Raw genomic sequence first — 21,892 nt, forward strand, 5'->3', positions numbered from 1 at the left:
GGTGAGCGTCGCCGCTGCGGGTGGTCGTTATCCTCACACCGTGTCCCAGGATCACGCGCAGGCCTCCGGACGGCACATCGACTTCGCTCCGCCCGCTGCCGACGACGCGGACCTCGCATCGGTGGCGACTGTTCTCCGGAGCGGATGGTGGACGACGGGCCCGGAGTGCGAGGCCTTCGAGAAGGAGCTGGCGGCACATCTCGACGGGGCGTTCGTCGTCGCCACGTCGTCGTGCACCGCCGCACTCGAGATCGCAGCCGCCTCCGTGCCCGTGACCGCCCGAGCGCGGGTCGGGGTCCCGACGTGGACGTTTCCGTCGAGCGCCCTCGCCGTGACGCGCCGAGGCGCCGAGATCGTGCTCCTCGACGTCGATCCGACGACATTGAACCTGGCCGAGGAGTCACTCGAGAGGGCGATCGACCAGGGCCTCGACGCCGTCGTCGGTGTGCACGTCGGCGGTGTGCCGCTGCCGAGCACGATTCGTGAGGTGTGCGCAGCGGCGGGCCTGCCATTGATCGAGGACGCCGCCCACGCGTTCGGTGCCACGGACGGCCGCGGTGCAGTGGGAGGCCACGGGCCCCTCACGTGCCTGTCGTTCTACGCCACCAAGAACCTGCCCTGCGGCGAGGGGGGAGCGCTCACCACCACCGATCCCGACACGGCGGCGTTCGCCCGGCGGTACAGGCTCCACGGGCTGGGCGAAGGCGCCGAGGGCCGGTATCGACCGGGGTCCCTGGACGTTCCCGACGTGACCATGGCCGGGATCAAGGGAAACCTCCCCGACCTCCTGGCGGCGATCGGCCGCACGCAGCTGGCACGGTTCCCCGACATGCAGCGCCGACGGCGCGAGATCGTCGTTCGCTACCGCGCTGCGCTACGGCAGGTCGACGGGGTGACGTGTGTCCCGCCGGAGCTGGCGGCCGGGGGAGCCGACCATCTGATGGTGGTGCTGGTGCCGGCCGGTACCGACCGCGAAGCGGTGCGTCGGGCGATGAGCGGAGCCGGGATCGGGACGAGTGTGCACTTCCCGCCGCTCCACCGGCTGAGCTGGTTCCGCGACAACGCAACGGTCGGCCCGTCCGGCGTGGCCGGCGCCGAGTCGGTCGCTGACCGGGCCCTCAGCCTCCCGCTCCACCCGCGTCTCTCCGACGTCGACGTCGACCGCGTGGTGGCCGCACTGGCGGACGCCCTTCCATGAGCGCATGGCTTCGGTGGCGCCAGTGCGTCGATCGCCTCTTCGGCACGGTTCTCGCCGCGGTCGCCGCTCCTGTGATAGCGGCGCTGGGAATAGTCGTGCGCCGGGACTCGGCGGGACCGTCGGTGATCCGCCTCGAACGTGTCGGACAGGGCGGACGGGTCTTCCGTATGCGGAAGCTGCGCTCGATGACGGCCGACGAACCGGGAGGCGAGGCCGCCGGGGCGCGCATCACGGGTACCTCCGACGAGCGGGTCACGCGTGTCGGCCGCTGGCTCCGGGCCACCCACCTCGACGAGCTCCCGCAACTCATCGACGTCGCCACCGGGGAGATGTCACTCGTCGGCCCGCGACCGGAGGTCCCCGAGCTCGTCGACGTGGACGATCCACGGTGGCGGTTGATCCTCCAGGCCCGCCCCGGCATCGGCGGGCCCACCCAGGTTGCCATCGCGGACGACGAACGGCGCGCCCTCAGAGCGTCGGACCCGGTCGCTGCATACCGCGAGCGGATTCTCCCGACCAAGGTGGCGCTGGACGCGTGGTACGTCGAGAACGCCTCCCCGCGGATCGACGCCGAGGTTCTCATCTCACTGGTGCTCCGGGCGTTGGCACCCGGCACCACCACCCCCATCGAGAAGCGTCTGCGGGCCCAGGGGCTGCTCCCCGATGCCGACGGCCGGGTGCCGTAGTTCCGTGGATCCCGTGTCGGAGGAGAGGAAGCGGGTCGAACGCGTCTACGGCGCGCGACGGCCCGGTGACCTCTATGACCCGTCACGCTCCGATGTCAGAGCCCGCGCGTCCGCGCGCTCGGAGGCATGGCGCCGGGCTCTCCGTGGAGTGTCGCACGTGCTCGGCACCACCCTCGAGGTCGGCTGCGGCACCGGCGACGTTCTCCGCTGGGCGATCGACACCGGAGCATCCGCCGCCGTTGGCATCGATGTTCTCGCCGATCGGATCGGCGAGGTGCCCCGTTCGCATCCGAGCATCCTCGCGGTACGCGGCGACGGCCAGCAGCTGCCCCTTCGCCCGGGCTCGGTCGACACGGTCATCTGCTCGACGCTGTTCAGCTCCGTTCTCGACGACAGTGTGGCGGGCCGGATCGCGTCGGAGATCACGCGGGTCCTGCGCACCGACGGCGCGATCGTGTGGTTCGACTTCTTTCGCGACAACCCGCGCAACCGGCACGTCCGCCCGATCACCGACGCGGACCTGGCCCGCCTCTTCCCGGGCTTCGATCGGCACCTCGAGAGGGCGGTCCTCGCCCCACCGCTGGCGCGGCGCCTCGAACACCTTCCGCGTGTGGCCCGGTTCCTCGAAGGCTTCCGATCGTTGCGGACCCACTACGCAGGTGTGCTGGTGCGCTCGAACGCGTCGGGAAGCCCGACGAGGAACCCGGCCCCGTAGGCCACGTGCATGATCCAGAGTGCGAGGACGCGCTCGCGCCATCCCGCCGGGCCTTCGGTGGCCGCGGCGAGGGAGATCCCGGCGAGGTGTGCCACCGCCGGTGCCGCCATCCAGCGATGGCGACGGCCCAGGGGCAACGCGCACCACGCGAGCGTCGCAGCGGGAGGCGCGAGGTGGCGCAACCGCAGGCCGCTGGGGTTCTTCCGGAGAACCCGTGGCTTGTAGCGGCCGTAGCCGAAGAACTGCGTCGCGAGTCCCGCGGGGTCGGAGCGCGGCTCGTAGGTGGAACGCAGCTTCGGGGTCAGCCACACACGTCCCCCCCGAGCTCTCACGCGGTACGTGTACTCGTCGTCCTGATTCCGGACCTGGCGTTCGTCGAACGGCCCGAACCTCTCGAACGTGGCCCGGGTGCAGACGAGCATGTAGACGCTGTCGGCCTCGCCCTCGTAGTCGTCCCGGTGGAACCGGGAACCCCCGATTCCCCACCGCGACTGAAGGGCCCAGGCCACGGCCTTTCCGAAGTCCCCTCGCCCCTCCGGCCGCATCGGGCCACCCACGACGTCGGCCCCCGTCGTCTCGAGCGTTGCGACGGCGGTGTCGACGTAGTCGTCGGCGACTGTTGTATGTGAGTCCACCCGGATGAACACATCGGTCGACGCCTCGCTCACTGCGAGATTCAGCGCGTGGGAGACGTACCGGTCGGGGTTGTCCAGAAGTCGAACGCGCGGGTCCCGACCGGCGCAGGCGGACACGGCCTCGCGCGATCCGTCCGTGGAGCCACCGTCGACGACGAGGATCTCGCGAATGGTCGAGACCTCCGAACGCTGTTCTGTGAGGCTCGCACAGCAGCGCACGATGCCCTCGCGATCGTTGAACAGCGGCACGATCACAGTCACCGGTGTCACGTCACGGCGTGCGGCGACCGCCTCGAATGTCATGCGGGTCCTCAAGAGGGGAACGAACGGGACGAATAGTATGGGGAATCCGAATCGAGGGTGTGCATGGCCCACAACGCAGAACGGCGACACGCCGGATGGCGGGTGATCGCGCCCCGCCAGCTCCGGTGGTCGGTCGTCGACGTGTGTGCGTGGATGCTGGCGATCACCACAGCGTCGTTCCTCCGCGTCGATTTCAACCTGTCGGATCTCAGTGCCGGCGGACAGGTGCTCATCCTGCCCGTGGTCGCGGCGGCGCACATGTCGTCGGCGCTGCTCTTCGGCCTGTACGCCGGTCGCTGGCACCACGGATCGTTCGACGAGGTGGCCGCTCTCGTCAGGACGACGGCCCTGGCGACGACCGTCGTCCTCGTTGTCGACTTCATGGCCTCGCACCCCCGGATGGTTCCCCTGACAGCCGTGGTCGGTGGGGGGATCCTGGCTCTCGTGCTCATGGCCGGGACACGCTACGCGACCCGTCTGGTCCTGGAACGTCGCAAGCGACCCACCGGTGAGCACCTGACCCGTGTCCTCGTCTTCGGGAGCGGCGAAGGCGCCACCCGACTCGTGACGTCGATGCTGCGCGATTCCGAGAGCCCCTATCTCCCGGTCGCCCTTCTCGACGATGCTCCCCACCGCCAACGCCTCGAGATCTCGGGGATTCCTGTCGTCGGCACACGCGCCGACATCGTCGACGTCGCCAAGGAGCACCGGGCCGATGCCCTCGTGATCGCCATTCCGAGCGCCGACAGGACGCTCGTCTCCGAACTCTCGGCGCTCGCCCGCGAGGCGAACATCGCCGTCAAGGTCCTTCCGTCCACACGTGAGCTACTCGGTGGCCTCGGAGTGGGCGACATCCGTGATGTCACGCCCGGTGACCTCCTCGGTCGACGGGGAATCGAAACGTCCGTCGAGTCGATCGCGGAGTACGTGACCGGGGCGCGCGTGATGGTCGTGGGTGCCGGGGGATCCATCGGTTCGGAGCTCTGCCGTCAGATCTACCGGTTCGCGCCTGGTGCTCTCACGATGCTCGACCGCGACGAGTCGGCTCTTCACGCCGTCCAGCTCTCCCTGACCGGCAAGGCTCTCCTGAACGACGAGAGTGTGATTCTGGCCGACATCCGCGAGAGGGACGCCCTCGAGGCCGCCATGCAGCAGGCCAGGCCCGACGTCGTGTTTCACGCCGCCGCGCTCAAGCACCTCCCACTTCTCGAACGGCATCCCGCCGAAGGGTTCCGAACGAACGTCGTCGCCACGCAGACGCTGCTCGAGCTCTGCACTGCGTCGGGTGTCGACACGTTCGTGAACATCTCGACCGACAAGGCGGCCGACCCTGTCAGCGTCCTCGGGTACTCGAAGCGCATCGCCGAGAGGCTCACCTCGGGCGCGGCGGCTGCGTCGGGTCGGAGGTACGTCAGTGTGCGCTTCGGGAACGTCCTGGGAAGCCGAGGGTCCGCACTCGAGAGCTTCCAGTCGCAGATCGACGTCGGGGGGCCCGTGACCGTGACGGATCCTGAGGTGACCCGCTACTTCATGACCGTCTCGGAAGCTGTGCAGCTCGTGGTCCAAGCGGGAGCGATCGGGCGACCGGGTGAGGTGCTCGTCCTCGACATGGGTGAGCCGGTCATGATCGAGGAGGTGGTTCGGCAACTCGCGGCGATCAAACACCGAGACGTGGAGATCGTCTACACGGGTCTGCGTCCCGGCGAGAAGCTCCACGAGGTCCTGTGGGGTGAAGAGGAGCTCGACCAGCGGCCGTCACACCCACTGATCTCGCAGGTCGCCGTACCATCGTTGGATCCGTCGGCTGTCGACAGCATTGATCTCGCTGGTCCCGCGGAAGTGGTTGTCGCACAAATGAAGACTCTCTGTGGCTCAGGCCTGGGGACGGCGACGACCTAACCGGGAGCGTGCGAGCCGCCTCCGATGGCTCGCCATGTGACGTTCGGCCAGTTCTCCGGGTCCGTCAGGCGGCGACCGTCCACCAGGGCGGCGATTCCGGGGAGATCGGCTGGACCCAGCTCGGCGTACTGAGTGTGATCGGTGTGAACGACGGCGGCGTCGCATCGCTCGCCGAGTGCGTAGGGCTCGAAGCCGGCAGCGCGGATCTCTTCCGACGTGTAGAGAGGATCGTGCACAGCGACGTTCGCGCCCCGAGCCGAGAGCGCCTCTACGAGTGGTCCGGTCCCGGAGAAGGCTGATTCCTTGACACCGCCCCGGTACGCGAGCCCGAGGACCGCGACGCGCCGCTCCATCAGGCCGCCCAGAGCCTCCTCGAGGAGTCGGGCGCCGTACTCGGGCATCGCGTCGTTCACGGCGCGGGCGGCTCGGGGAAGGCGGGCGTCGGGCTCACCGAACAGGTAGAGATGGGGATAGACGGGGACGCAATGGCCGCCCACGGCGATTCCCGGCGAGTGGAGATGACTGAAGGGCTGCGAGTTCGCTGCCTCGATGAGCCGTTCGATGTCCAGATCAAGGCGCTGCGCTGCGACGGCGAACTCGTTGGAGAGAGCGATGTTCACGTCGCGGTAGATGACCTCCATCAGCTTCGTGAGCTCCGTTGCCTCGGATGAACCGAGATCCCAGACCCCTGATGGCCGAGCAAGATCGGACCTCGTGTCGAAAGTGAGGACAGATTGGAAGAAGGCTGTCGCGCGCGCGCCGCTCGCGGCGTCGACTCCGCCGACGAGCTTGGGATAACGACGCAGATCGGCGAAGACACTGCCACTCGAGACGCGCTCGGGACTGTGGCACACGAAGAGATCGACTCCGAGCTCTAGGCCCGACGTCTCGGCGAGATCGGCTGCGAGACGTCGGGTCGTCCCCACGGGAAGTGTCGTCTCATAGGAGACGAGTGTCCCCGCGTGGATGGCGGAGCCGATTGCATCAGTGGCGCTGTCGAGCTGGTCGAAGAGCGGCTCCTGACGATCGTCGATGACGAGGGGGACGGCCACGACGACCGTTGTTGCTCCGGCGACAGCCTCGTCCGCTGACACCGTTGCCGCAAAGACACCCGCATTGATCGCAGCTCTCAGACCGTCTCGCAGCCCGGGTTCGCCGGGGAAGGATGGATCGCCAGAATTGACGGACACGACGACGGCGGGATCAGTGTCCATGCCCACCACCTCGTTGCCCGCGCCTGCGAACTGGACGGCCAGAGGCAATCCGATCTTGCCGAGACCGATGACTGCGACGGTCACGGAATCGGGTGGAGACGGATGACGCTGTCGGAGTCCGCTGCCTCGAGAACGCGTTCGGCCATTTCGAGTGCTGCCAAGCCCTCGTGTAGCGAAACGACTGAAGCCGACTCCCCACGAACCAGGTCGCGAAAGGCCGAGAGCTCACTGACGAGCGGCTCCGGCTTGTCGATGGCGAAACGTAGGACATCGCCCTCGGAGACACCGCGGAACCCGGCCAGGTTGTCCCACCGAGCCGGGACGCTGGCGTTCGCGAAGCGGGTGAGATCGGCCGTCAGCGTGTCGGCGACGAAGCGCCCGCGTTCTCCCGTCACGGCGATGTATCGCTCCTTCGTGGGGGTGAGCCAGTTGACGAGGTGGCTGGCGACGGCTCCATCGGACAGCGTTGCAGCGACGGCCACGAGATCCTCATGTGGCCGACCGGAGCGGTGCAGGATGTGCGCCGACACGGTGTCATAGGTCGATCCCGTGACCCACGGGGTCAGGTCGAGGTCATGCGTGGCGAGATCCTTGACGACACCGACATCGCGAATTCGGTCGGGAAATGGTCCTTGTCGACTCGTGACCACCTGGTAGATCTCTCCGAGCTCGCCGGCCGCCAGGCGTGAATGGAGTGCCTGAACCGCGGGGTTGTAGCGCTCGATGTGGCCGACACCCGCCGGAACCCCGGCAGCCTCGAACGTCTCCACGAGGCGCATCCCGTCGGTGGTCGTCGCAGCTAGTGGCTTCTCGAGGAGCGTGGGTATCCCCGCCGCAGCCAGGCGCATCCCGAGTTCGACATGGTCGACTGTCGGAGCTGCCACGACGCACATGTCCGGACGCTGGTCGAGCAGCTCATCGAGGTCCCGGAAGATCGGGCACGTCAGCGGTGGCGCATCATGCGGTCCCTCCGGTTCGGCGACACCGACGAGTTGGACACCCGTGAGCTCTCCCAGAACGCGCACGTGGTGCCGGCCCATGACGCCCATTCCGATTACGCATGCTCGCAAGAGGGAACTCATGGATCAGTGACCTCGTTCACGACGGCGGCAACGCGATTGATGTCATCGGCCGAAAGATGAGGGCCGACAGGCAAGGAGAGCACCTCTGCTGAAGCCCGATCTGTCTCCGGAAGATCAACGCCGGTCTCGAGTTCGGAAGAGTGGGCCGGCATCCGATGTACAGGAATCGGGTAATACACCCGAGCGTCGACTCCTCGATCACGGATGCCTCGAAGCGCCTGATCGCGCCGTTCGCAGCGAACCGTGTAGTTGCCGTAGGCGTGTTCGACACCCGGAGCCACGGTCGGAGTCGTGACCCCTCGAAGCTTCGTGTCCAGCAGGCGCGCGTGCGAACGGCGCGTCCTGAGCATGGCCTCCGCGCGCTCGAGTTGCGAACGTGCGAGCGATGCTGCGATGTCGGTCATCCGGAAGTTGTATCCCACGCCCACTGCCGCACCTTCGTCGTTGAAACCCTGGTTCCGGAGCGTGCGACAGCGCCGAGCGACATCGTCGCTACGACACGTGATCGCTCCTCCCTCGCCGGCTGTGATGTGTTTCGTCGCGTAGAAGCTGAAGACAGCGGCATCGCCGAGAGTTCCGACCGGGTGAGTGTCAAGAGTCGCTCCGAGTGCCTGACACGCATCCTCGATGACTGCAAGGTGGGATCGTGTGGCGATCTCACAGATCTCGGTCATCGGAGCCGTGTGGCCGTAGAGGTGGACAGCAATGACCGCTGCTGTTCGGTGGGTGATGCACTGCTCGACGGAGGCAGGCGCGAGGCAGTAGCTCGCCGGTTCGATGTCGGCGAACACCGGACGGGCGCCGACCAGCGTGACGGCATTCACAGTTCCGGCGAAGGTGAACGAAGGAACGATCACTTCGTCGCCGGTCGATACCCCTAGTCCCATCAAGGCGGTGATAAGGCCGGCCGTACCCGAGCTCACGGCCACGGTGGGACGCTTCTCGAGAGCCTCGGCGAACTCTGTCTCGAAGGCTTCAACCTCGGAGCCCTGGGCGAGGTTCCCGGATGTGAGGACGGCGTCGACTCGCCCGCGGTCCGCTTGATCGATCATGGGTTGAACGAGTGGAATCATGGAGCCATGTGGACGTGGCCGTCGGTCTCGACGAATCGTTCTCCGGTTAGCGGGCAGCGCCAACGGCCGCCGGATTCCTCCGTTAACACCCGACCCGATCGGCCGACCCACCCGTGGTGTACCGCCGGCACGCCGTACACGAGCGCGAACTCCGGCACGTCGTCAGTCACGATGCTCCCGGCGCCGATCATCGCCCAGGCGCCGATCGTCACACCGGCGACGATGGTTGCACCTGCCCCGATGGAGGCCCCGTCGCCAATACGAACTGGCTGGGGCTTCCAGTCGTCTCCACCGAGCTGGAGTCCGTCGGGTGCGACAGCGCGCGGATGACGGTCGTTGGTCAGGATGGCGCCGGGTCCTACGAACACGCCATCACCCAGTACCGCCGGCCGGTACAGGAGCGCACCGTCCTGAAGCTTGCAGCGATTGCCGACTACCACGCTCCGGTCGATCAAGACCCCTCGAGCGACCACGCAGTCCTCGCCCACACGTGCCCCGTCGCGGACAAGAGCATGAGCCCAGATGGAGGTTCCGGCACCGATCTGTGCTCCGGGTTCAACGGCTGCGTCCTCGTGCGCTTGGATGGTCACACTGTCAACGCCGTCACGCTGGCCATCCGCAAGACTGTAGCGATGATCAGACCGAGCCATGGCGATGGATATTGGCAACTGCTGGCCCGATGACCCGCGCAGGCAACCGATCCCGCGGTCGAGTCGTGCATGTGACGTCGGTCCATTCCGCGTTGGACGTCCGTATTCTCGAGAAGGAGTGTCGAACACTCGCAGCCGCTGGGTTCGATGTCGTACTGGTGGCTCCGGGCGCGTCGGAACCCAGAGAGAACATCCGCATCGTCAGCGTTGCGCGACCGCGAAATCGATTGACGCGAATGTTGGTCACGACGTGGGCCGTTGTCATCCGAGCCCTGAGGGAACGCGGCGTTGTGTACCACTTTCACGATCCGGAACTCCTACCGCTTGCCTTCCTCCTCGGTCTCGGAGGAAAGATTGTGGTCTACGACGCCCACGAGGATTTGCCGGATCAAATCGCCACGAAGGACTGGATTCCCGCTGTCCTCCGTCGACCCGTTGGCCGGCTGATGGGCTTGGCGATGCGTCTCTTCGTCAGGCCGCTCAGTGGAGTCGTAGCGGCGACACCGACGGTCGCTCGCCGTTTTCCGCAAAGCCGGACGGCGGTCGTGCGAAACTACCCACTCCTACACGAGTTCTCCCGCACATCCTCGTACAGCCGCGACAGCAACAGCGTTGTCTACGTCGGTTCGGTGACTGCCGAGCGCGGAGCGAGGGAGATGGTCGATGCGTTCGGTCACGTCACGCACTCCGGTGCCCGTCTCCGAATCGCCGGACCCATTCACCCGCCACGACTCGAACGCGAGATGGAGGAACGTCGCGGAGCGGAAAGGGTGGACCTTCTCGGTCGGACAGACCGCGCCGGCGTGGCTGATCTCCTGGCTGATGCGCGGGCTGGCCTCGTCGTCCTTCACCCTACCCCCAGCCACCTGCCATCGATGCCTGTGAAGCTCTTCGAGTACATGGCGGCCGGTGTGCCAGTCGTGGCATCCGACTTTCCGATGTGGCGTGAGTACGTCGAGGATGCCGGGACAGGCATCGCCGTAGATCCCCTGGATCCCGCGGCCATCGCGGAGGCTGTGGACTGGATCTTCGACCATCCGGAGGAGGCGGAAGAAATGGGGCGACGGGGGAGGGTCCTGGTCGACGAGCGCTGGAGTTGGGACCCCGAGGGCGTGCGACTCGTCGATTTCTATGACTTGATTGTTGGTGAGTCTGCTTGATCCGGCTCCCGGTGTCGGGGGCCGGAGGGTCAGGTGATCTCGAGCATCCGCTGGAGGGCGACGCGGGCCCATTCGGCGGTGTCGTCGTCGACGCTGACGGCGTTCACCGGGTTGCCCGCCACGATCTCGTCGAGGCACCAGGCCAGGTGTGGGGCGTCGATGCGGAACATCGTGGAGCACGGGCAGATGAGCGGGTCGAGCGAGAGCACAGTCTTGTCGGGGTTCTCCTCGGCCAGGCGCTGGACCATGTGGATCTCGGTGCCGACACCGATCACGGCACCGGCCGGCGCGTCGGTGACGTAGGTGAGGATCCGTTCGGTGGAGCCCACGTGGTCGGCGAGCTCCACGACTTCGTGCATGCACTCGGGGTGCACGACGATCTCCCCGTCGGGATGCTCCTTCCGGAACGCGTCGATGTGCTCGGGGAGGAACCGCTGGTGCACCGAGCAGTGGCCCTGCCAGAGCAGCAGCGTCGACTCCTTGGCGGCGCGCTCGTCGAGACCGCCGAGCTCGAGGCGCGGGTTCCACAGGGACATGTCGGCGTCGGTGTAACCCATGTCGAAGCCGGTGTTGCGTCCGAGGTGCTGGTCGGGCAGGAAGATCACCTGTTCGCCGCGATCGAGGGCCCATTCGAGAACGGCCCGGGCGTTGGAGGACGTGCAGACGGCTCCTCCGTGCTCGCCGACGAAGGCCTTGATGGCGGCCGAGGAGTTCATGTAGGTGATGGGAACGACGGCGTCGATGTCGGTGACGTCGGCCAGGGACTCCCAGGCCTCCTCGACCTGGTCGAGGTCGGCCATGTCGGCCATCGAGCAGCCCGCGTTGAGATCGGGCAGGACCACACGCTGGTGGGGGCCGGTGAGCACGTCGGCCGACTCGGCCATGAAGTGGACGCCGAGGAAGACGATCTCGGTGGCCTGCGAGTTCTCGGCGGCGAAGCGTGCCAGCTTGAAGGAGTCGCCGCGGGCGTCGGCGAACTTGAAGACCTCGGGCCGCTGGTAGTGGTGCCCGAGGATCAGCAGCCGGTCGCCGAGCTTTCCGCGTGCCGCGATGATCCGGGCGTCGAGCTCCTCGGCGGACGCGAGGGTGTAGAGGTCCGGCAGGGGAGCCTGGAGCCGAAGCATGGTGTGCCTCCTGCGATGTATGGCTCCGATGTGGCCGGCGGGGGCAGCCCGGTCGCCTCGCCGCGGGGTTGTCGGCCTCGGAGCCTGATCTGTGCCGGATGTCCGGGCCCGGCACCGCCATCCTACCGCGACGGGCGGTCACAATGGGGGTGTGATCACACGACCGCCCCGCGGCACGATCCCGACGACGCCGGGCTCCTACCAGTTCCTCGACGCTCACGGCCGGGTGATCTACGTCGGCAAGGCCAAGAACCTGCGGTCCCGCCTCTCGAACTACTTCCAGACGGGGTCGGCCCTGCCCGACAGGACCCGGCAGATGGTCGACGCGGCCGACACCGTCGAGTGGATCGAGGTGCGCAACGAGGTGGAGGCGCTGTTCCTCGAGAACGAGCTCATCAAGCGCCACCAGCCCCGCTTCAACATCCGCTTGAAGGACGACAAGTCGTACCCGTACCTGGCCGTCACCCTCGACGAGGAGTGGCCCCGGGCGATGGTCCTCCGCGGAAGGAAACGAAAAGGCGTCCGCTACTACGGCCCGTTCGCCCACGCCTACGCCATCCGGGAGACCCTCGACCTCCTCTTGCGGACGTTCCCGATCCGAACCTGCACCAAGGCGAAGTTCGAACGCCACGAGGCGCTCGGTCGACCGTGCCTCTACGCACACATCGAGAAGTGTGCGGCGCCGTGCGTCGGCAGCGTCTCCCGCGAGGAATACGACGACCTCGTGGCCGAGCTGCTCCGCTTCCTCGACGGCGACAGCGACGCCATCCTCGACAGGCTCGACAAGCGGATGCACGAGGCCGCCGACGCCCTGGAGTTCGAACTGGCGGCACGTCTGCGCGACCAGGTGCTGTCGGTCCGCAAGGTGATCGAACGCCAGCAGATCGTCGGCAGCCGGGAGGAGGACTTCGACGCCGTCGGCATCGTGGACGACGAGCTCGAGGCAAGCGTGCAGATCTTCCATGTACGACGCGGCCGGATGGTCGGCCGCAAGGGGATGACCGTCGACAAGGTCGAGCCCGTCACGACACCCGCCCTCGTCGGCCGGATCCTCGAACAGCTCTACGCCTCGGCCGACGAAATCCCCAGGCAGGTGCTCGTCCCACAGCTGCCGGACGACCCGTCGCTCTACGAGCAGTTCCTGTCGGACGCGCGCGGGTCGAAGGTCACGGTCCGTGTCCCGCAACGCGGCGACAAGCGCCTCCTCATGGAGACCGTCACCCGCAACGCCCAGGAGGCGTTCAACCGGCACAAGATGAAGCGGGCCACCGACCACAACGCCCGTGCGCGTGCTCTCACGGCGCTCCAGAGTGAGCTCGATCTCGCCGAGGCCCCACTCCGCATCGAGTGCTACGACATCTCCAACCTCCAGGGCACCGAGATCGTCGGCTCGATGGTCGTGATGGAGGACGGGCTCGCCAAGCGCAGCGACTACCGACGCTTCAAGGTGAAGACCACCGACGGCCAGGACGACTTCGCCGCGATGGAGGAGGTGCTCACCCGGAGGTTCTCGAACTACCTGAGCGAACGCGACGAGGGGGCGCGCAGGGGGAAGCGCTTCGCGTACCCGCCCAACCTCGTCGTCGTCGACGGTGGCAAGGGCCAACTCGGCGTTGCCGTGCGCGTGCTCGAGGAACTCGGCCTCGAGGATCTCTCCGTGGTGGCGCTCGCCAAACGCTTCGAGGAGGTCTACGTGCCGGGTGATGACGAGCCGGTGCGGATCCCGCGTGACTCCGAGGCGTTGTACCTCCTCCAACAGGTGCGCGACGAGGCACACCGCTTCGCCATCGAGTACCACCGCAAGCTGCGCGGCCGCACGATGACGCGGTCCGTGCTCGACGACGTCCCCGGTCTGGGGGAGAAGCGACGGAAGCGGCTACTGAGACAGTTCGGGTCGGTGAAGAAGCTCCGGGCGGTCTCCGAGGAGGAGCTGCTCGGGCTCGGCTGGCTCCCCGACGCCGTGGGTCGGGCCCTGTATGCCCACCTCCATGGTGGTGCCGTGCCATCGTGGGAGAGAAGGACGGAGAAGCGGTCCGCAGACCGGCCCGACGTCCAGAACGAAGACCGGCCCGAAGACCGGCCCGAAGACCGGAACGAGCAATGACCCAACCCCTGGACGTCACCATCATCACCGGCATGTCCGGGGCCGGCCGCTCGGAGGCCGCCAACGTCCTCGAGGACCTCGGCTACTTCGTGATCGACAACCTGCCGCCGGCGCTCATCGGGAAGGTCGCCGACCTCGCCGGCGGTGAAGGACGCCCGACGCGCTACGGCCTCGTGGTGGACGTGCGCTCCGGCGAGTTCATGGCCGAGCTGCTCGACTCCCTCGAGCTCCTGCGCAGCCGTGGGGGACGCACCACGATCCTGTTCCTCGACGCTCCCGACGACGCCCTCGTCCGCCGCTACGAGGCCACACGCCGGCGTCACCCGTTGGCGGGAACCGAGGGCCTGAGCGACGGAATCCGCAACGAGCGCGCCCTCCTCGACGAGCTCAAGGAACACGCCGACATCGTCGTCGACACCGGCGACTTCAACGTCCATCAACTACGCGACCGGCTCCACGAGCTGTTCGCGGATCCCTCCTCCGACGTGGCGCTCCAGGTGAGCGTGGTGTCCTTCGGCTACAAGCACGGCCTGCCGCTCGACGCCGACATCGTCTTCGACTGCCGGTTCCTCCCCAACCCCCACTGGATCCCGGAGCTGCGGCCGCAGTCGGGTCTCGACGAGCCAGTCCGCGACTACGTGCTCGAACAGCCCGAGGCGTCGGAGTTCCTCGAGGAGCTGCGGCGCATGCTCGTGCTGCTGCTCCCGGCCTTCGTCCGCGAGGGCAAGGCCTATCTCACGATCGCCGTGGGGTGCACGGGAGGCCGCCACCGGAGCGTCGCGATCAGTGAGCAACTCGGGTCCCTTCTGCGGTCCGAGGGGTTCACGCCACAAGTTCGGCATCGCGACGTCGACCGCGACTGACGCACGGGCCGGGTGGTGATGACCGACAGCGGACCGCGCGTCGTGGCGATCGGGGGAGGGCACGGCCTCGCCGCGGCGCTGAGCGCGATCCGCACCTACGCGGGCGCGGTGACGGCCGTGGTGAACACCTCCGACGACGGGGGATCGTCGGGACGCCTGCGGCGGGAGTACGGGATTCCGCCACCGGGTGACCTACGCCGCGCGCTGTGTGCGCTCGCGGATGGGGGATCGCCGGTGGTGCGTGCTTTCCAGCACCGTTTCGAGACGGGTGAGCTGGCAGAACACGTGGTGGGCAACCTCGTGCTGCTCGGGCTGACGCAGACACTCGGGGGTGACTTCACCCGGGCCCTGGCGGAGGCGGGCGGGATCATCGGGGCGTCCGGAACGGTGCTGCCCGCCACGACCGAGCTCGTGGAGCTGCGTGGCGACGTCGGCGGCCGCACCGTCGAGGGTCAGGTCGCCGTCAGCACCGCTCCCGGGATGATCACACGCGTGGAGCTGATTCCATCGGCTCCCGCCGCGTGCCCCGAGGCCGTCGAGGCGATCGGGCAGGCCGACCAGGTGGTGCTGGCGCCGGGGTCGCTCTACACGAGCGTGCTGCCCGTCCTGTGTGTGCCGGAGGTCGCCGCCGCTGTGCGGGACACCCCTGGAGTCGTGGTGCAGGTCGCCAACCTGGGGCCGCAGATCCCCGAGACCGAGGAGCTGACCCTCGTCGACCATCTCCGGGCCATCCTCGACCACGGCGGTCGGGTCGACCGTTTCCTGCACGAAGCCGACGGGCACTACGAGCTCGACGCAGCCGGTGCCTCCGACGTGCGCGGTCTCGGCGCGGAACCTGTCGCCGCCCCGGTCGCCCGGCCGAACGGATTGGCACACGATCCGGAACTCCTGGCCGCCGCGCTCGGGCACCTCGTCTGAGAGCACCTCGCTGCGCCCGCCCGACGGGGCAGGCGGTAGGGTCGGAGGACGGCTCACACGCGAAAGGAATCGTCGATGACGGTACGGGTCGGAGTCAACGGATTCGGACGGATCGGGCGCTCGTTCTACCGGGCGGTCCTCGACCGCACGGGCGGGGTGGGCTCACTCTCCGGCATCGCCGAGGAGGTCGGCATCAAGAAGCCCGACGTGCAGCTCGTGGCGGTGAACGACCCGTTCGGCGACGCCGACACGATGGCGTTCCTCCTGAAGCACGATTCCGTGGGGGGAGTGCTGGCGAACGACGTCCAGGTCACCGACAACGGCTTCAGCGTCGACGGACAAGAGGTCCTGAAACTGGAGGAGAAGGACCCGGCAGAGATCCCGTGGGGCGAACACGACGTCGATGTCGTCATCGAGTCGACGGGCCTGTTCACCGCACGTGAGAAGGCCGCCGGCCACCTCGAGGGTGGCGCCCGCAAGGTCGTCATCTCGGCTCCGAGCGGCGACGCCGACGCCATGATCTGCATGGGCGTGAACGACGGCGTCTACGACGCCGCGAACCACGACGTCGTGTCCAACGCCTCGTGCACGACGAACTGCCTCGCCCCGATGGTCAAGGTCCTCCACGACGCGTTCGGAATCGACACCGGGTACGTCACGACCGTGCACGCCTACACGAGCGACCAGTCGCTCCAGGACATCGCCAAGACGAGCCGCAAGGGCAAGGCCGACGTGAGGCGCATGCGTGCCGCCGCGCTGTCCATCATCCCGTCGAGCACCGGGGCAGCCCGCGCCATCGGCAAGGTGATCCCCGCCCTCGACGGACGGCTCGACGGCCTCGCCATGCGGGTGCCTACACCCACGGGGTCGATCACCGACCTCACGGCCACCCTCGAGAAGAACGCCACGGTCGACGAGGTGAACGCAGCTTTCGAGAAGGCCGCCGCCGACGAGAGCTACCGGGGCGTGCTGCGCCACACCGAGGAACCGCTCGTGTCGGCCGACATAGTCGGTGACCCGGCGTCGTGTGTGTTCTCCGCTGTCGACACGATGACCAACCAGCGTTTTGTGAAGATCCTGGGCTGGTACGACAACGAGTGGGGATACTCGAACCGTCTCGTCGACCTCGTGAAGTTCCTCGGCGAGTAGCGCAGCGGGATCGGACACGCGGGCCGGCCATGGGTGACGGTGCCGACGCGGCGTCACTGCCGCGTCTCGAGGACCTCCCACTCGAGCAACTCGGGGGCGAACGCGCCGCCCGGGTGCTCGTGCGCGCCGACCTCAACGTCCCGCTCGACGACGGGACCATCACCGACGACCTGCGCATCACGGCGGCACTTCCGACGATCCGGTACCTGCGCGACCGCGGCGCCGCTGTCGTTCTCTGCTCGCATCTCGGTCGCCCGGGCGGAAAGCCCGTACCGGAGCTCTCGCTCGCGCCCGTCGCCGCGCGGCTCGGCGCGCTGCTCGACACCGATGTCCCGGTCGCCGATGACGTCGCAGGCGACGACTCCCTCCGGCGTGCCGAGGCACTGGATCCGGGAGACGTCCTCCTGGTCGAGAACCTGCGCTTCGACCCGGGCGAGACCTCCAACGACAGTGCGTTCGCCGACCGCCTGAGCCGCCTCGGTGATGCCTACGTCGACGACGCCTTCGGAGCCTGTCACCGGGAGCACGCGTCGGTGGTGGGGCCCCCGACCCGCCTTCCCTCGGCGGCCGGACGGCTTCTGGCGCGCGAGGTCGAGGTCCTGAGCGGCATCCTCGCGGATCCGGCCCGGCCGTTCGTCGCCGTCCTCGGTGGCGCCAAGGTCAGCGACAAGCTCGGCGTGATCGACGCCCTGCTCACGAGATGCGACTCGCTTCTCATCGGCGGGGCGATGGCCTTCACGTTCCTGGTTGCGCAGGGCCACGACGTCGGCACCTCCCTCGTGGAGACCGACAGGGTCGATCACTGCCGCGAGCTGCTGTCGGCCGGGAAGATCGAAGTGCCCACCGACGTCGTCATCGCCCGCGAGATCGACGCCGACACCGCGACACGTCTCGTCCCCGCTGCCGGGATCCCCGACGGCTGGATGGGCCTCGACATCGGCCCGGCGAGCGCCACCGCGTACGCCGATGCCGTGGCAGCAGCGGGCACGGTGCTGTGGAACGGCCCCATGGGGGTCTTCGAGGTGGAGCCCTTCGCCGCGGGCACACGAACGGTCGCCGAGGCCGTGGCGGATTCCGACGGTTTCGCGATCGTGGGCGGTGGCGACTCCGCGGCGGCGGTCCGCCAGTTCGGCCTGGCCGACCGGGTCGATCACGTGAGCACCGGCGGGGGAGCGTCACTGGAGTTGCTCGAGCACGGCGACCTCCCCGGGCTCAGCGCCCTGCGCGAGGCCGCGGCCCACCACGGCGGATCGAACGACTAGGCAGATCCCGAGTACCGGAAGGACGTCATGGCAGACCGCAAGCCGATCATCGCCGGCAACTGGAAGATGCACTACACGCACCTCGAGGCGATCCAGGTCGTGCAGAAGACCGCCTACCGCCTGAGGGACGACGACTACCGCGACGTCGAGGTCGTCGTCTGCCCGACCTTCACGTCGCTTCGGTCCGTCCAGACCGTTCTCGAGGCCGACGAGATCCCCATCGAACTCGGCGCGCAGAACGTCTACTGGGAGGCCAAAGGGGCCTACACCGGCGAAATCAGTGCCGGGATGCTCCAGAAGCTCAACGTGTCGTACGTGATCGTCGGGCACTCGGAGCGCCGCCAGCACTTCGGAGAGACCGACGAGGACGTCAACCGGAAGGCCACGACGGTCCTGCGCCACGAGATGAGGCCGATCGTGTGCGTCGGCGAGACGCTGGAGCAACGCGAGGCGGGGGAGACCCACGACCACGTCGGTGCCCAGGTGCGGGCCGCGTTCGACGGCGTGGCGCGCACACAGGCCGACCGCTGCGTGGTGGCCTACGAGCCGATCTGGGCCATCGGCACCGGAAAGAACGCCACGCCCGACGACGCCAACTCCGTGTGCGCCATGATCCGTGGGGAGCTACGCGCCCTCTACGGCGACACCGCCGACGACATGCGCATCCAGTACGGCGGCAGCGTCAAACCGGGCAACATCCGGGAGCTCATGGCCACCCCCGACATCGACGGCGCTCTCGTGGGCGGCGCCTCGCTGGACCCCGACGACTTCGCCCGGATCGTGGCCTTCGGCCGCTGAGGGCGTGTCGGCCGCAGCACGGGCCGTCCTGTAGCATGAGCGCCTCGTCGTGAGTCGTCCGAGTCTCCCCAGGAGTGGGTCGTGCTGAACGCAGCCCTCATGGTCGTGCACATCCTCATGTCACTGCTTCTGATCACGTTCATCCTTCTCCACGCCGGGCGTGGCGGAGGCCTGTCCGACATGTTCGGGGGCGCCCAGATGGGCGGCGCCATGGCCGGCTCCACCGTCGTGGAGCGCAACCTCGACCGCCTCACGATCGCCGCGGCCGTCGTGTTCACCTTCACGACGATCCTGCTCGGCCTGCGCCTCACCTGACCCACGCCGCTGCCACCCAGCGCGGTCTGTGGGGTGCCGGCTCCCACACATGGTGACGACAGATCCTTCTTTTGCGGATCGTGACGGGTTTTCAGCCCCTCGCTCCTGAAGCGGAGCGCGCACCGTCCGATGAGGCGGCGCATGTGCAACCTGCGTCACCCCTCGCGTGCCACGACCCGAGTCGTCGCGCTGACCCTTGTGCTCGCCGTGGGCCTCGTCGCCTGCTCGGGCGGCGGATCGTCGACGGACGCCGCCGGTGACAGCCGGGGCGGAGACCCGGAAGCGTCGCGGTCGGTCCTGCGGATCGGAGTTCTCGACGAGGGAGGCCTCGACCCCGCGGTGTCGGTCGCTCCCGACTCGGTCCTCGTGGCCGACCTCGTCTACGACAGCCTGGTCGACCTCGATCCGGCGACCTCCGAACCGCGACCCGGAGTAGCCGCCGAGTGGACCGCCAACGACGACGCCACCGAGTTCACCTTCACGCTGACCGACGGCGCCACCTTCCACGACGGCACGCCAGTCACGAGCACCGACGTGAAGGCAACACTCGACCGTGTCGCCAACCCCTGGACCGACTCGCCCCTGGCCATCCAGCTCATCCCGGTCGCCGGTTACGACGCCGTGCGCTCGGGTGAGGCGACGGAACTCAGCGGCCTGTCGGCGCCCGATCCCTCGACGCTCGTCATCACACTGTCGTCGCCGTTCGCGGAGTTGCCTGTCGTTCTCGCACACCCGGCCTTCGGGATCCTCCCGGCGGCGATCGCGACCGACGGCGACCCGACAGCCGACCCCGTGGGCTCGGGACCGTTCAGTGTCACCGGGAGCCCCGAGGATGACGTGGGCCCTCTCGTGCTCGAGCGCTTCGCCGATCACATGCCCGGCGCCGCCCTCGTGGATTCGGTGGAGGTCACGCACTTCGAGGACACGGGCGCAACCACGGCGGCCTTCGAGGAGGGCGAGATCGACCTGGCAACGGGTCCCATCGGTGGTGAGCCCGACGAGGCACCGCTGGTCGAGCGCGGACCCGGGTCCGTGCCGTACCTGGCAGAGACCCTCCTCGCGCTGAACCTTCGCGGCTTCTCCTTCGACGATTCTGCCTTCCGGGAGGCCATCGTTCGTGCCGTCGACCGGGGAGCACTGGCCGCGGCTGCGGCCGACGCCGGCGTCCGGTCTCTCGGTGGCCTCATCCCCGCAGGTGTTCCCGGCGCGTCCGACAACGCCTGCAGCGGTGTCTGCACCAGGGACGTCTCGGCGGCCCGCGACCTCCTGGAGGAGGCCTTCCCCGACGGCGACGTGCCGGAGCTCCCACTCGACTACTTCGAGAACCCCGTCAACAACGCCCTGGTGCTCAGGATCGCCCAACAGCTCGGTGAGGTCGGCATCCCCGTGAAGGCCCGGCCCCACGCCCGGGGTGACTACGCGACGTTCCTGGCCGAGGGGGACGCCGAGCTCTTCCTCCTGGGCTGGGTCGGCGACGCACCGACCGCCGGCCAGTTCCTCTCACCCCTGTTCCGCTCCACCTCGCCGGAGAACGTCATCGGTGTCGACGAGCCGGAGGTCGACGAACTCCTGGATGCCGCCCAGGCGAGCACCGATCCGCTCGAGAGGGAGTCCCTCTACCGCGACGCCGAGCGTGCCGTGCTCGGGACCTTCTCGGTGCTGCCGCTCATCCAGTTCGAGACGCGGTTCCTCGTGGCCGACGGCGTCGAGAACCTGGCGGTCGACGCCCTGGGCGCCCTCGACGGCGTGGCCGTCGACGTGGCACCCGACGCGTCCGAGGAGGGTTGAGCCCGCCCTGCGGGGGCCCGGCCCACCGGCGCTCGTGACTGGAGTGTCGGGATTTCTTGCGCTGGAGGGCCCGGTTCCGGTCGTAGGTGTCACACCCGGGTTCTAAGTTGTTCTCGTCGGTCGGAGCCGTGTTGCCGTCTCCGCCCGGCCGGTTCGTCGGCCGCATCCGACCTCTTCCCCCGACGTTTGGCTCGGCGCGCACTGAATTCCGCGGTGTCGTCGCCGGCACGGAACGGGAGGAGGTGATCACGTGCGCGCTGAGAAGCATGACCTCGGGAATGGCAGATCCGCCGTTGGTCCGCACGAAACCCTCGGCGACCGGTACCTGGCGAAACTGCGCGAGATCAACCGACTCGAGGCCGAGGCGCTGGATCTGCTGGGCGAGTTCGACTCATCCGGTGCATGGCGGGCCGACGGGTCGCTCTCGTGCCAGGCGTGGGTCCGATCGCACGGTCGGATGACGGCACAAGCGGCGTCCGCACGGGTTCGGACCGCCCGGCGCCTCCGTGACCTCCCTGCGACACGGCAGGCACTCGCCGCCGGCGACATTTCCCGCGACCACGCTCAGGTGATCGGCCGTGGCACTGATCTCACCGACGACATCGACCGGCTCGACTGCGCCGCAGCGGGTATCGACGCCGACCTCCTGGAGGCCCGTGCGGCGGAAGCAGCGGTCGAAGCCGATGTCGAGTTCGCGCGGGCGGCATGCGTGGTGGATCCCACGGGACTGCGACGGGTCGTCACGCACTGGCGGCACGTCGTCGAAACCGGAACTCGTCGTGTCCGACGAGGTCGAGTCCGTCCGCCGCGGAAAGTGCATCTGTCGAAAACGCTGCACGGGTCGGTACCGTCTCGACGGTGAGCGACGCGAAGGTGGTGCCGTCGTCGCGGCGGCCCTCGACGGCTCATGGCGCCCGACAGTGGCGATGCCTCGTCGGCCCACGGCGGCGGACCGG

At 68.2% G+C, this 21,892-nt stretch carries 20 protein-coding genes; 14 read left to right on the forward strand and 6 right to left on the reverse strand.

The window, feature by feature from the left end; genetic code table 11:
- Nucleotides 1-40 precede the first annotated feature (40 nt).
- The 3 genes from R3A49_02285 to R3A49_02295 are packed head-to-tail and all read left to right on the forward strand — an operon-like array spanning nucleotide 41 to nucleotide 2,599.
- Complete coding sequence (locus R3A49_02285; protein MEZ5169559.1) at nucleotides 41-1,198, forward strand: DegT/DnrJ/EryC1/StrS family aminotransferase; 1,158 nt, start codon at nucleotides 41-43, stop codon at nucleotides 1,196-1,198.
- The gene (locus tag R3A49_02290) at nucleotides 1,195-1,884 is read left to right on the forward strand and encodes a sugar transferase (GenBank protein MEZ5169560.1); all 690 of its coding nucleotides are present in this window, start codon (nucleotides 1,195-1,197) and stop codon (nucleotides 1,882-1,884) included. Before R3A49_02285 ends, R3A49_02290 begins: the two co-directional genes overlap by 4 nt.
- A gap of 4 nt (nucleotides 1,885-1,888) precedes the next feature.
- Complete coding sequence (locus tag R3A49_02295) at nucleotides 1,889-2,599, forward strand: class I SAM-dependent methyltransferase (protein MEZ5169561.1); 711 nt, start codon at nucleotides 1,889-1,891, stop codon at nucleotides 2,597-2,599.
- Here R3A49_02295 and R3A49_02300 read toward each other — a convergent pair.
- On the reverse strand, nucleotides 2,536-3,537 hold the full coding sequence (locus R3A49_02300; protein MEZ5169562.1) for a glycosyltransferase family 2 protein: 1,002 nt from the start codon (nucleotides 3,535-3,537) through the stop codon (nucleotides 2,536-2,538). The two genes, R3A49_02295 and R3A49_02300, sit on opposite strands and share 64 nt — an antisense overlap.
- Nucleotides 3,538-3,600: 63 nt before the next feature.
- On the opposite strand from R3A49_02300, the gene R3A49_02305 reads away from it, so the two are divergent.
- Nucleotides 3,601-5,436, forward strand: coding sequence for a nucleoside-diphosphate sugar epimerase/dehydratase (locus R3A49_02305; protein ID MEZ5169563.1), 1,836 nt, complete (start codon nucleotides 3,601-3,603; stop codon nucleotides 5,434-5,436).
- Here the strand turns inward: R3A49_02305 and R3A49_02310 are convergent.
- The 4 genes from R3A49_02310 to R3A49_02325 are packed head-to-tail and all read right to left on the reverse strand — an operon-like array spanning nucleotide 5,433 to nucleotide 9,395.
- Entirely contained in the window at nucleotides 5,433-6,734 is a 1,302-nt protein-coding gene (locus tag R3A49_02310; protein ID MEZ5169564.1) for a nucleotide sugar dehydrogenase, read from the reverse strand. The genes R3A49_02305 and R3A49_02310 overlap by 4 nt on opposite strands.
- On the reverse strand, nucleotides 6,731-7,732 hold the full coding sequence (locus R3A49_02315; protein ID MEZ5169565.1) for a Gfo/Idh/MocA family oxidoreductase: 1,002 nt from the start codon (nucleotides 7,730-7,732) through the stop codon (nucleotides 6,731-6,733). The genes R3A49_02310 and R3A49_02315 overlap by 4 nt, the downstream gene beginning before the upstream one ends.
- Nucleotides 7,729-8,784: a DegT/DnrJ/EryC1/StrS family aminotransferase gene (locus tag R3A49_02320; protein MEZ5169566.1), complete on the reverse strand. Its 1,056-nt coding sequence runs from the start codon at nucleotides 8,782-8,784 to the stop codon at nucleotides 7,729-7,731. Before R3A49_02320 ends, R3A49_02315 begins: the two co-directional genes overlap by 4 nt.
- A 17-nt stretch (nucleotides 8,785-8,801) precedes the next feature.
- The gene (locus R3A49_02325) at nucleotides 8,802-9,395 is read right to left on the reverse strand and encodes an acyltransferase (GenBank protein MEZ5169567.1); all 594 of its coding nucleotides are present in this window, start codon (nucleotides 9,393-9,395) and stop codon (nucleotides 8,802-8,804) included.
- A 152-nt stretch (nucleotides 9,396-9,547) separates the two neighbouring features.
- Between R3A49_02325 and R3A49_02330 the strand changes: the two genes are divergently transcribed.
- Nucleotides 9,548-10,615, forward strand: coding sequence for a glycosyltransferase family 4 protein (locus tag R3A49_02330; GenBank protein MEZ5169568.1), 1,068 nt, complete (start codon nucleotides 9,548-9,550; stop codon nucleotides 10,613-10,615).
- 29 nt (nucleotides 10,616-10,644) lie between these two features.
- Here the strand turns inward: R3A49_02330 and nadA are convergent, their stop codons facing one another.
- Nucleotides 10,645-11,739 carry a quinolinate synthase NadA gene (gene nadA, locus R3A49_02335; protein ID MEZ5169569.1) on the reverse strand — a complete coding sequence of 365 codons (1,095 nt, stop codon included), beginning with the start codon at nucleotides 11,737-11,739 and terminating at the stop codon, nucleotides 10,645-10,647.
- A 151-nt stretch (nucleotides 11,740-11,890) separates the two neighbouring features.
- Here nadA and uvrC point away from each other — a divergent pair, with 151 nt between their 5' ends.
- The 9 genes from uvrC (at nucleotide 11,891) to R3A49_02380 (ending at nucleotide 21,798) form a co-directional block, all read left to right on the forward strand.
- Nucleotides 11,891-13,843 carry an excinuclease ABC subunit UvrC gene (gene uvrC, locus R3A49_02340; GenBank protein MEZ5169570.1) on the forward strand — a complete coding sequence of 651 codons (1,953 nt, stop codon included), beginning with the start codon at nucleotides 11,891-11,893 and terminating at the stop codon, nucleotides 13,841-13,843.
- Nucleotides 13,840-14,706, forward strand: coding sequence for an RNase adapter RapZ (gene rapZ / locus R3A49_02345; GenBank protein ID MEZ5169571.1), 867 nt, complete (start codon nucleotides 13,840-13,842; stop codon nucleotides 14,704-14,706). The genes uvrC and rapZ overlap by 4 nt, the downstream gene beginning before the upstream one ends.
- Nucleotides 14,707-14,724: 18 nt before the next feature.
- Nucleotides 14,725-15,624, forward strand: a complete 900-nt coding sequence (locus tag R3A49_02350) for a YvcK family protein (GenBank protein ID MEZ5169572.1) — start codon at nucleotides 14,725-14,727, stop codon at nucleotides 15,622-15,624.
- 75 nt (nucleotides 15,625-15,699) lie between these two features.
- Nucleotides 15,700-16,773, forward strand: coding sequence for a type I glyceraldehyde-3-phosphate dehydrogenase (gene gap, locus R3A49_02355; GenBank protein ID MEZ5169573.1), 1,074 nt, complete (start codon nucleotides 15,700-15,702; stop codon nucleotides 16,771-16,773).
- A 29-nt stretch (nucleotides 16,774-16,802) separates the two neighbouring features.
- Nucleotides 16,803-18,035, forward strand: a complete 1,233-nt coding sequence (locus R3A49_02360) for a phosphoglycerate kinase (protein MEZ5169574.1) — start codon at nucleotides 16,803-16,805, stop codon at nucleotides 18,033-18,035.
- Nucleotides 18,036-18,062: 27 nt separating this feature from the next.
- Nucleotides 18,063-18,833 carry a triose-phosphate isomerase gene (tpiA, locus tag R3A49_02365; GenBank protein MEZ5169575.1) on the forward strand — a complete coding sequence of 257 codons (771 nt, stop codon included), beginning with the start codon at nucleotides 18,063-18,065 and terminating at the stop codon, nucleotides 18,831-18,833.
- Between the two features lie 81 nt (nucleotides 18,834-18,914).
- Nucleotides 18,915-19,148, forward strand: coding sequence for a preprotein translocase subunit SecG (secG, locus tag R3A49_02370; protein ID MEZ5169576.1), 234 nt, complete (start codon nucleotides 18,915-18,917; stop codon nucleotides 19,146-19,148).
- Nucleotides 19,149-19,289: 141 nt separating this feature from the next.
- Nucleotides 19,290-20,936 carry an ABC transporter substrate-binding protein gene (locus R3A49_02375; protein ID MEZ5169577.1) on the forward strand — a complete coding sequence of 549 codons (1,647 nt, stop codon included), beginning with the start codon at nucleotides 19,290-19,292 and terminating at the stop codon, nucleotides 20,934-20,936.
- A 250-nt stretch (nucleotides 20,937-21,186) separates the two neighbouring features.
- Nucleotides 21,187-21,798 (forward strand): DUF222 domain-containing protein, encoded by a 612-nt coding sequence (locus R3A49_02380; protein MEZ5169578.1) that lies wholly within the window; start codon nucleotides 21,187-21,189, stop codon nucleotides 21,796-21,798.
- The last annotated feature ends 94 nt before the right edge of the window (nucleotides 21,799-21,892 follow it).

The organism is Acidimicrobiia bacterium (genome assembly GCA_041394025.1).
In the GTDB taxonomy this organism is placed as follows: domain Bacteria; phylum Actinomycetota; class Acidimicrobiia; order IMCC26256; family JAOSJL01; genus JAOSJL01.

Bases quoted from the DNA above. Each gene is read 5' to 3' on its own strand.
- R3A49_02305 (MEZ5169563.1), top strand. From the start codon at position 3,601: ATGGCCCACAACGCAGAACGGCGACACGCCGGATGGCGGGTGATCGCG.
- R3A49_02300 (MEZ5169562.1), bottom strand. From the start codon at position 3,537: ATGACATTCGAGGCGGTCGCCGCACGCCGTGACGTGACACCGGTGACT.
- R3A49_02290 (MEZ5169560.1), top strand. From the start codon at position 1,195: ATGAGCGCATGGCTTCGGTGGCGCCAGTGCGTCGATCGCCTCTTCGGC.
- tpiA (MEZ5169575.1), top strand. From the start codon at position 18,063: ATGGCAGACCGCAAGCCGATCATCGCCGGCAACTGGAAGATGCACTAC.
- rapZ (MEZ5169571.1), top strand. From the start codon at position 13,840: ATGACCCAACCCCTGGACGTCACCATCATCACCGGCATGTCCGGGGCC.
- R3A49_02360 (MEZ5169574.1), top strand. From the start codon at position 16,803: ATGGGTGACGGTGCCGACGCGGCGTCACTGCCGCGTCTCGAGGACCTC.
- nadA (MEZ5169569.1), bottom strand. From the start codon at position 11,739: ATGCTTCGGCTCCAGGCTCCCCTGCCGGACCTCTACACCCTCGCGTCC.
- R3A49_02375 (MEZ5169577.1), top strand. From the start codon at position 19,290: ATGTGCAACCTGCGTCACCCCTCGCGTGCCACGACCCGAGTCGTCGCG.
- R3A49_02315 (MEZ5169565.1), bottom strand. From the start codon at position 7,732: ATGAGTTCCCTCTTGCGAGCATGCGTAATCGGAATGGGCGTCATGGGC.
- gap (MEZ5169573.1), top strand. From the start codon at position 15,700: ATGACGGTACGGGTCGGAGTCAACGGATTCGGACGGATCGGGCGCTCG.
- R3A49_02320 (MEZ5169566.1), bottom strand. From the start codon at position 8,784: ATGATCGATCAAGCGGACCGCGGGCGAGTCGACGCCGTCCTCACATCC.
- R3A49_02350 (MEZ5169572.1), top strand. From the start codon at position 14,725: ATGACCGACAGCGGACCGCGCGTCGTGGCGATCGGGGGAGGGCACGGC.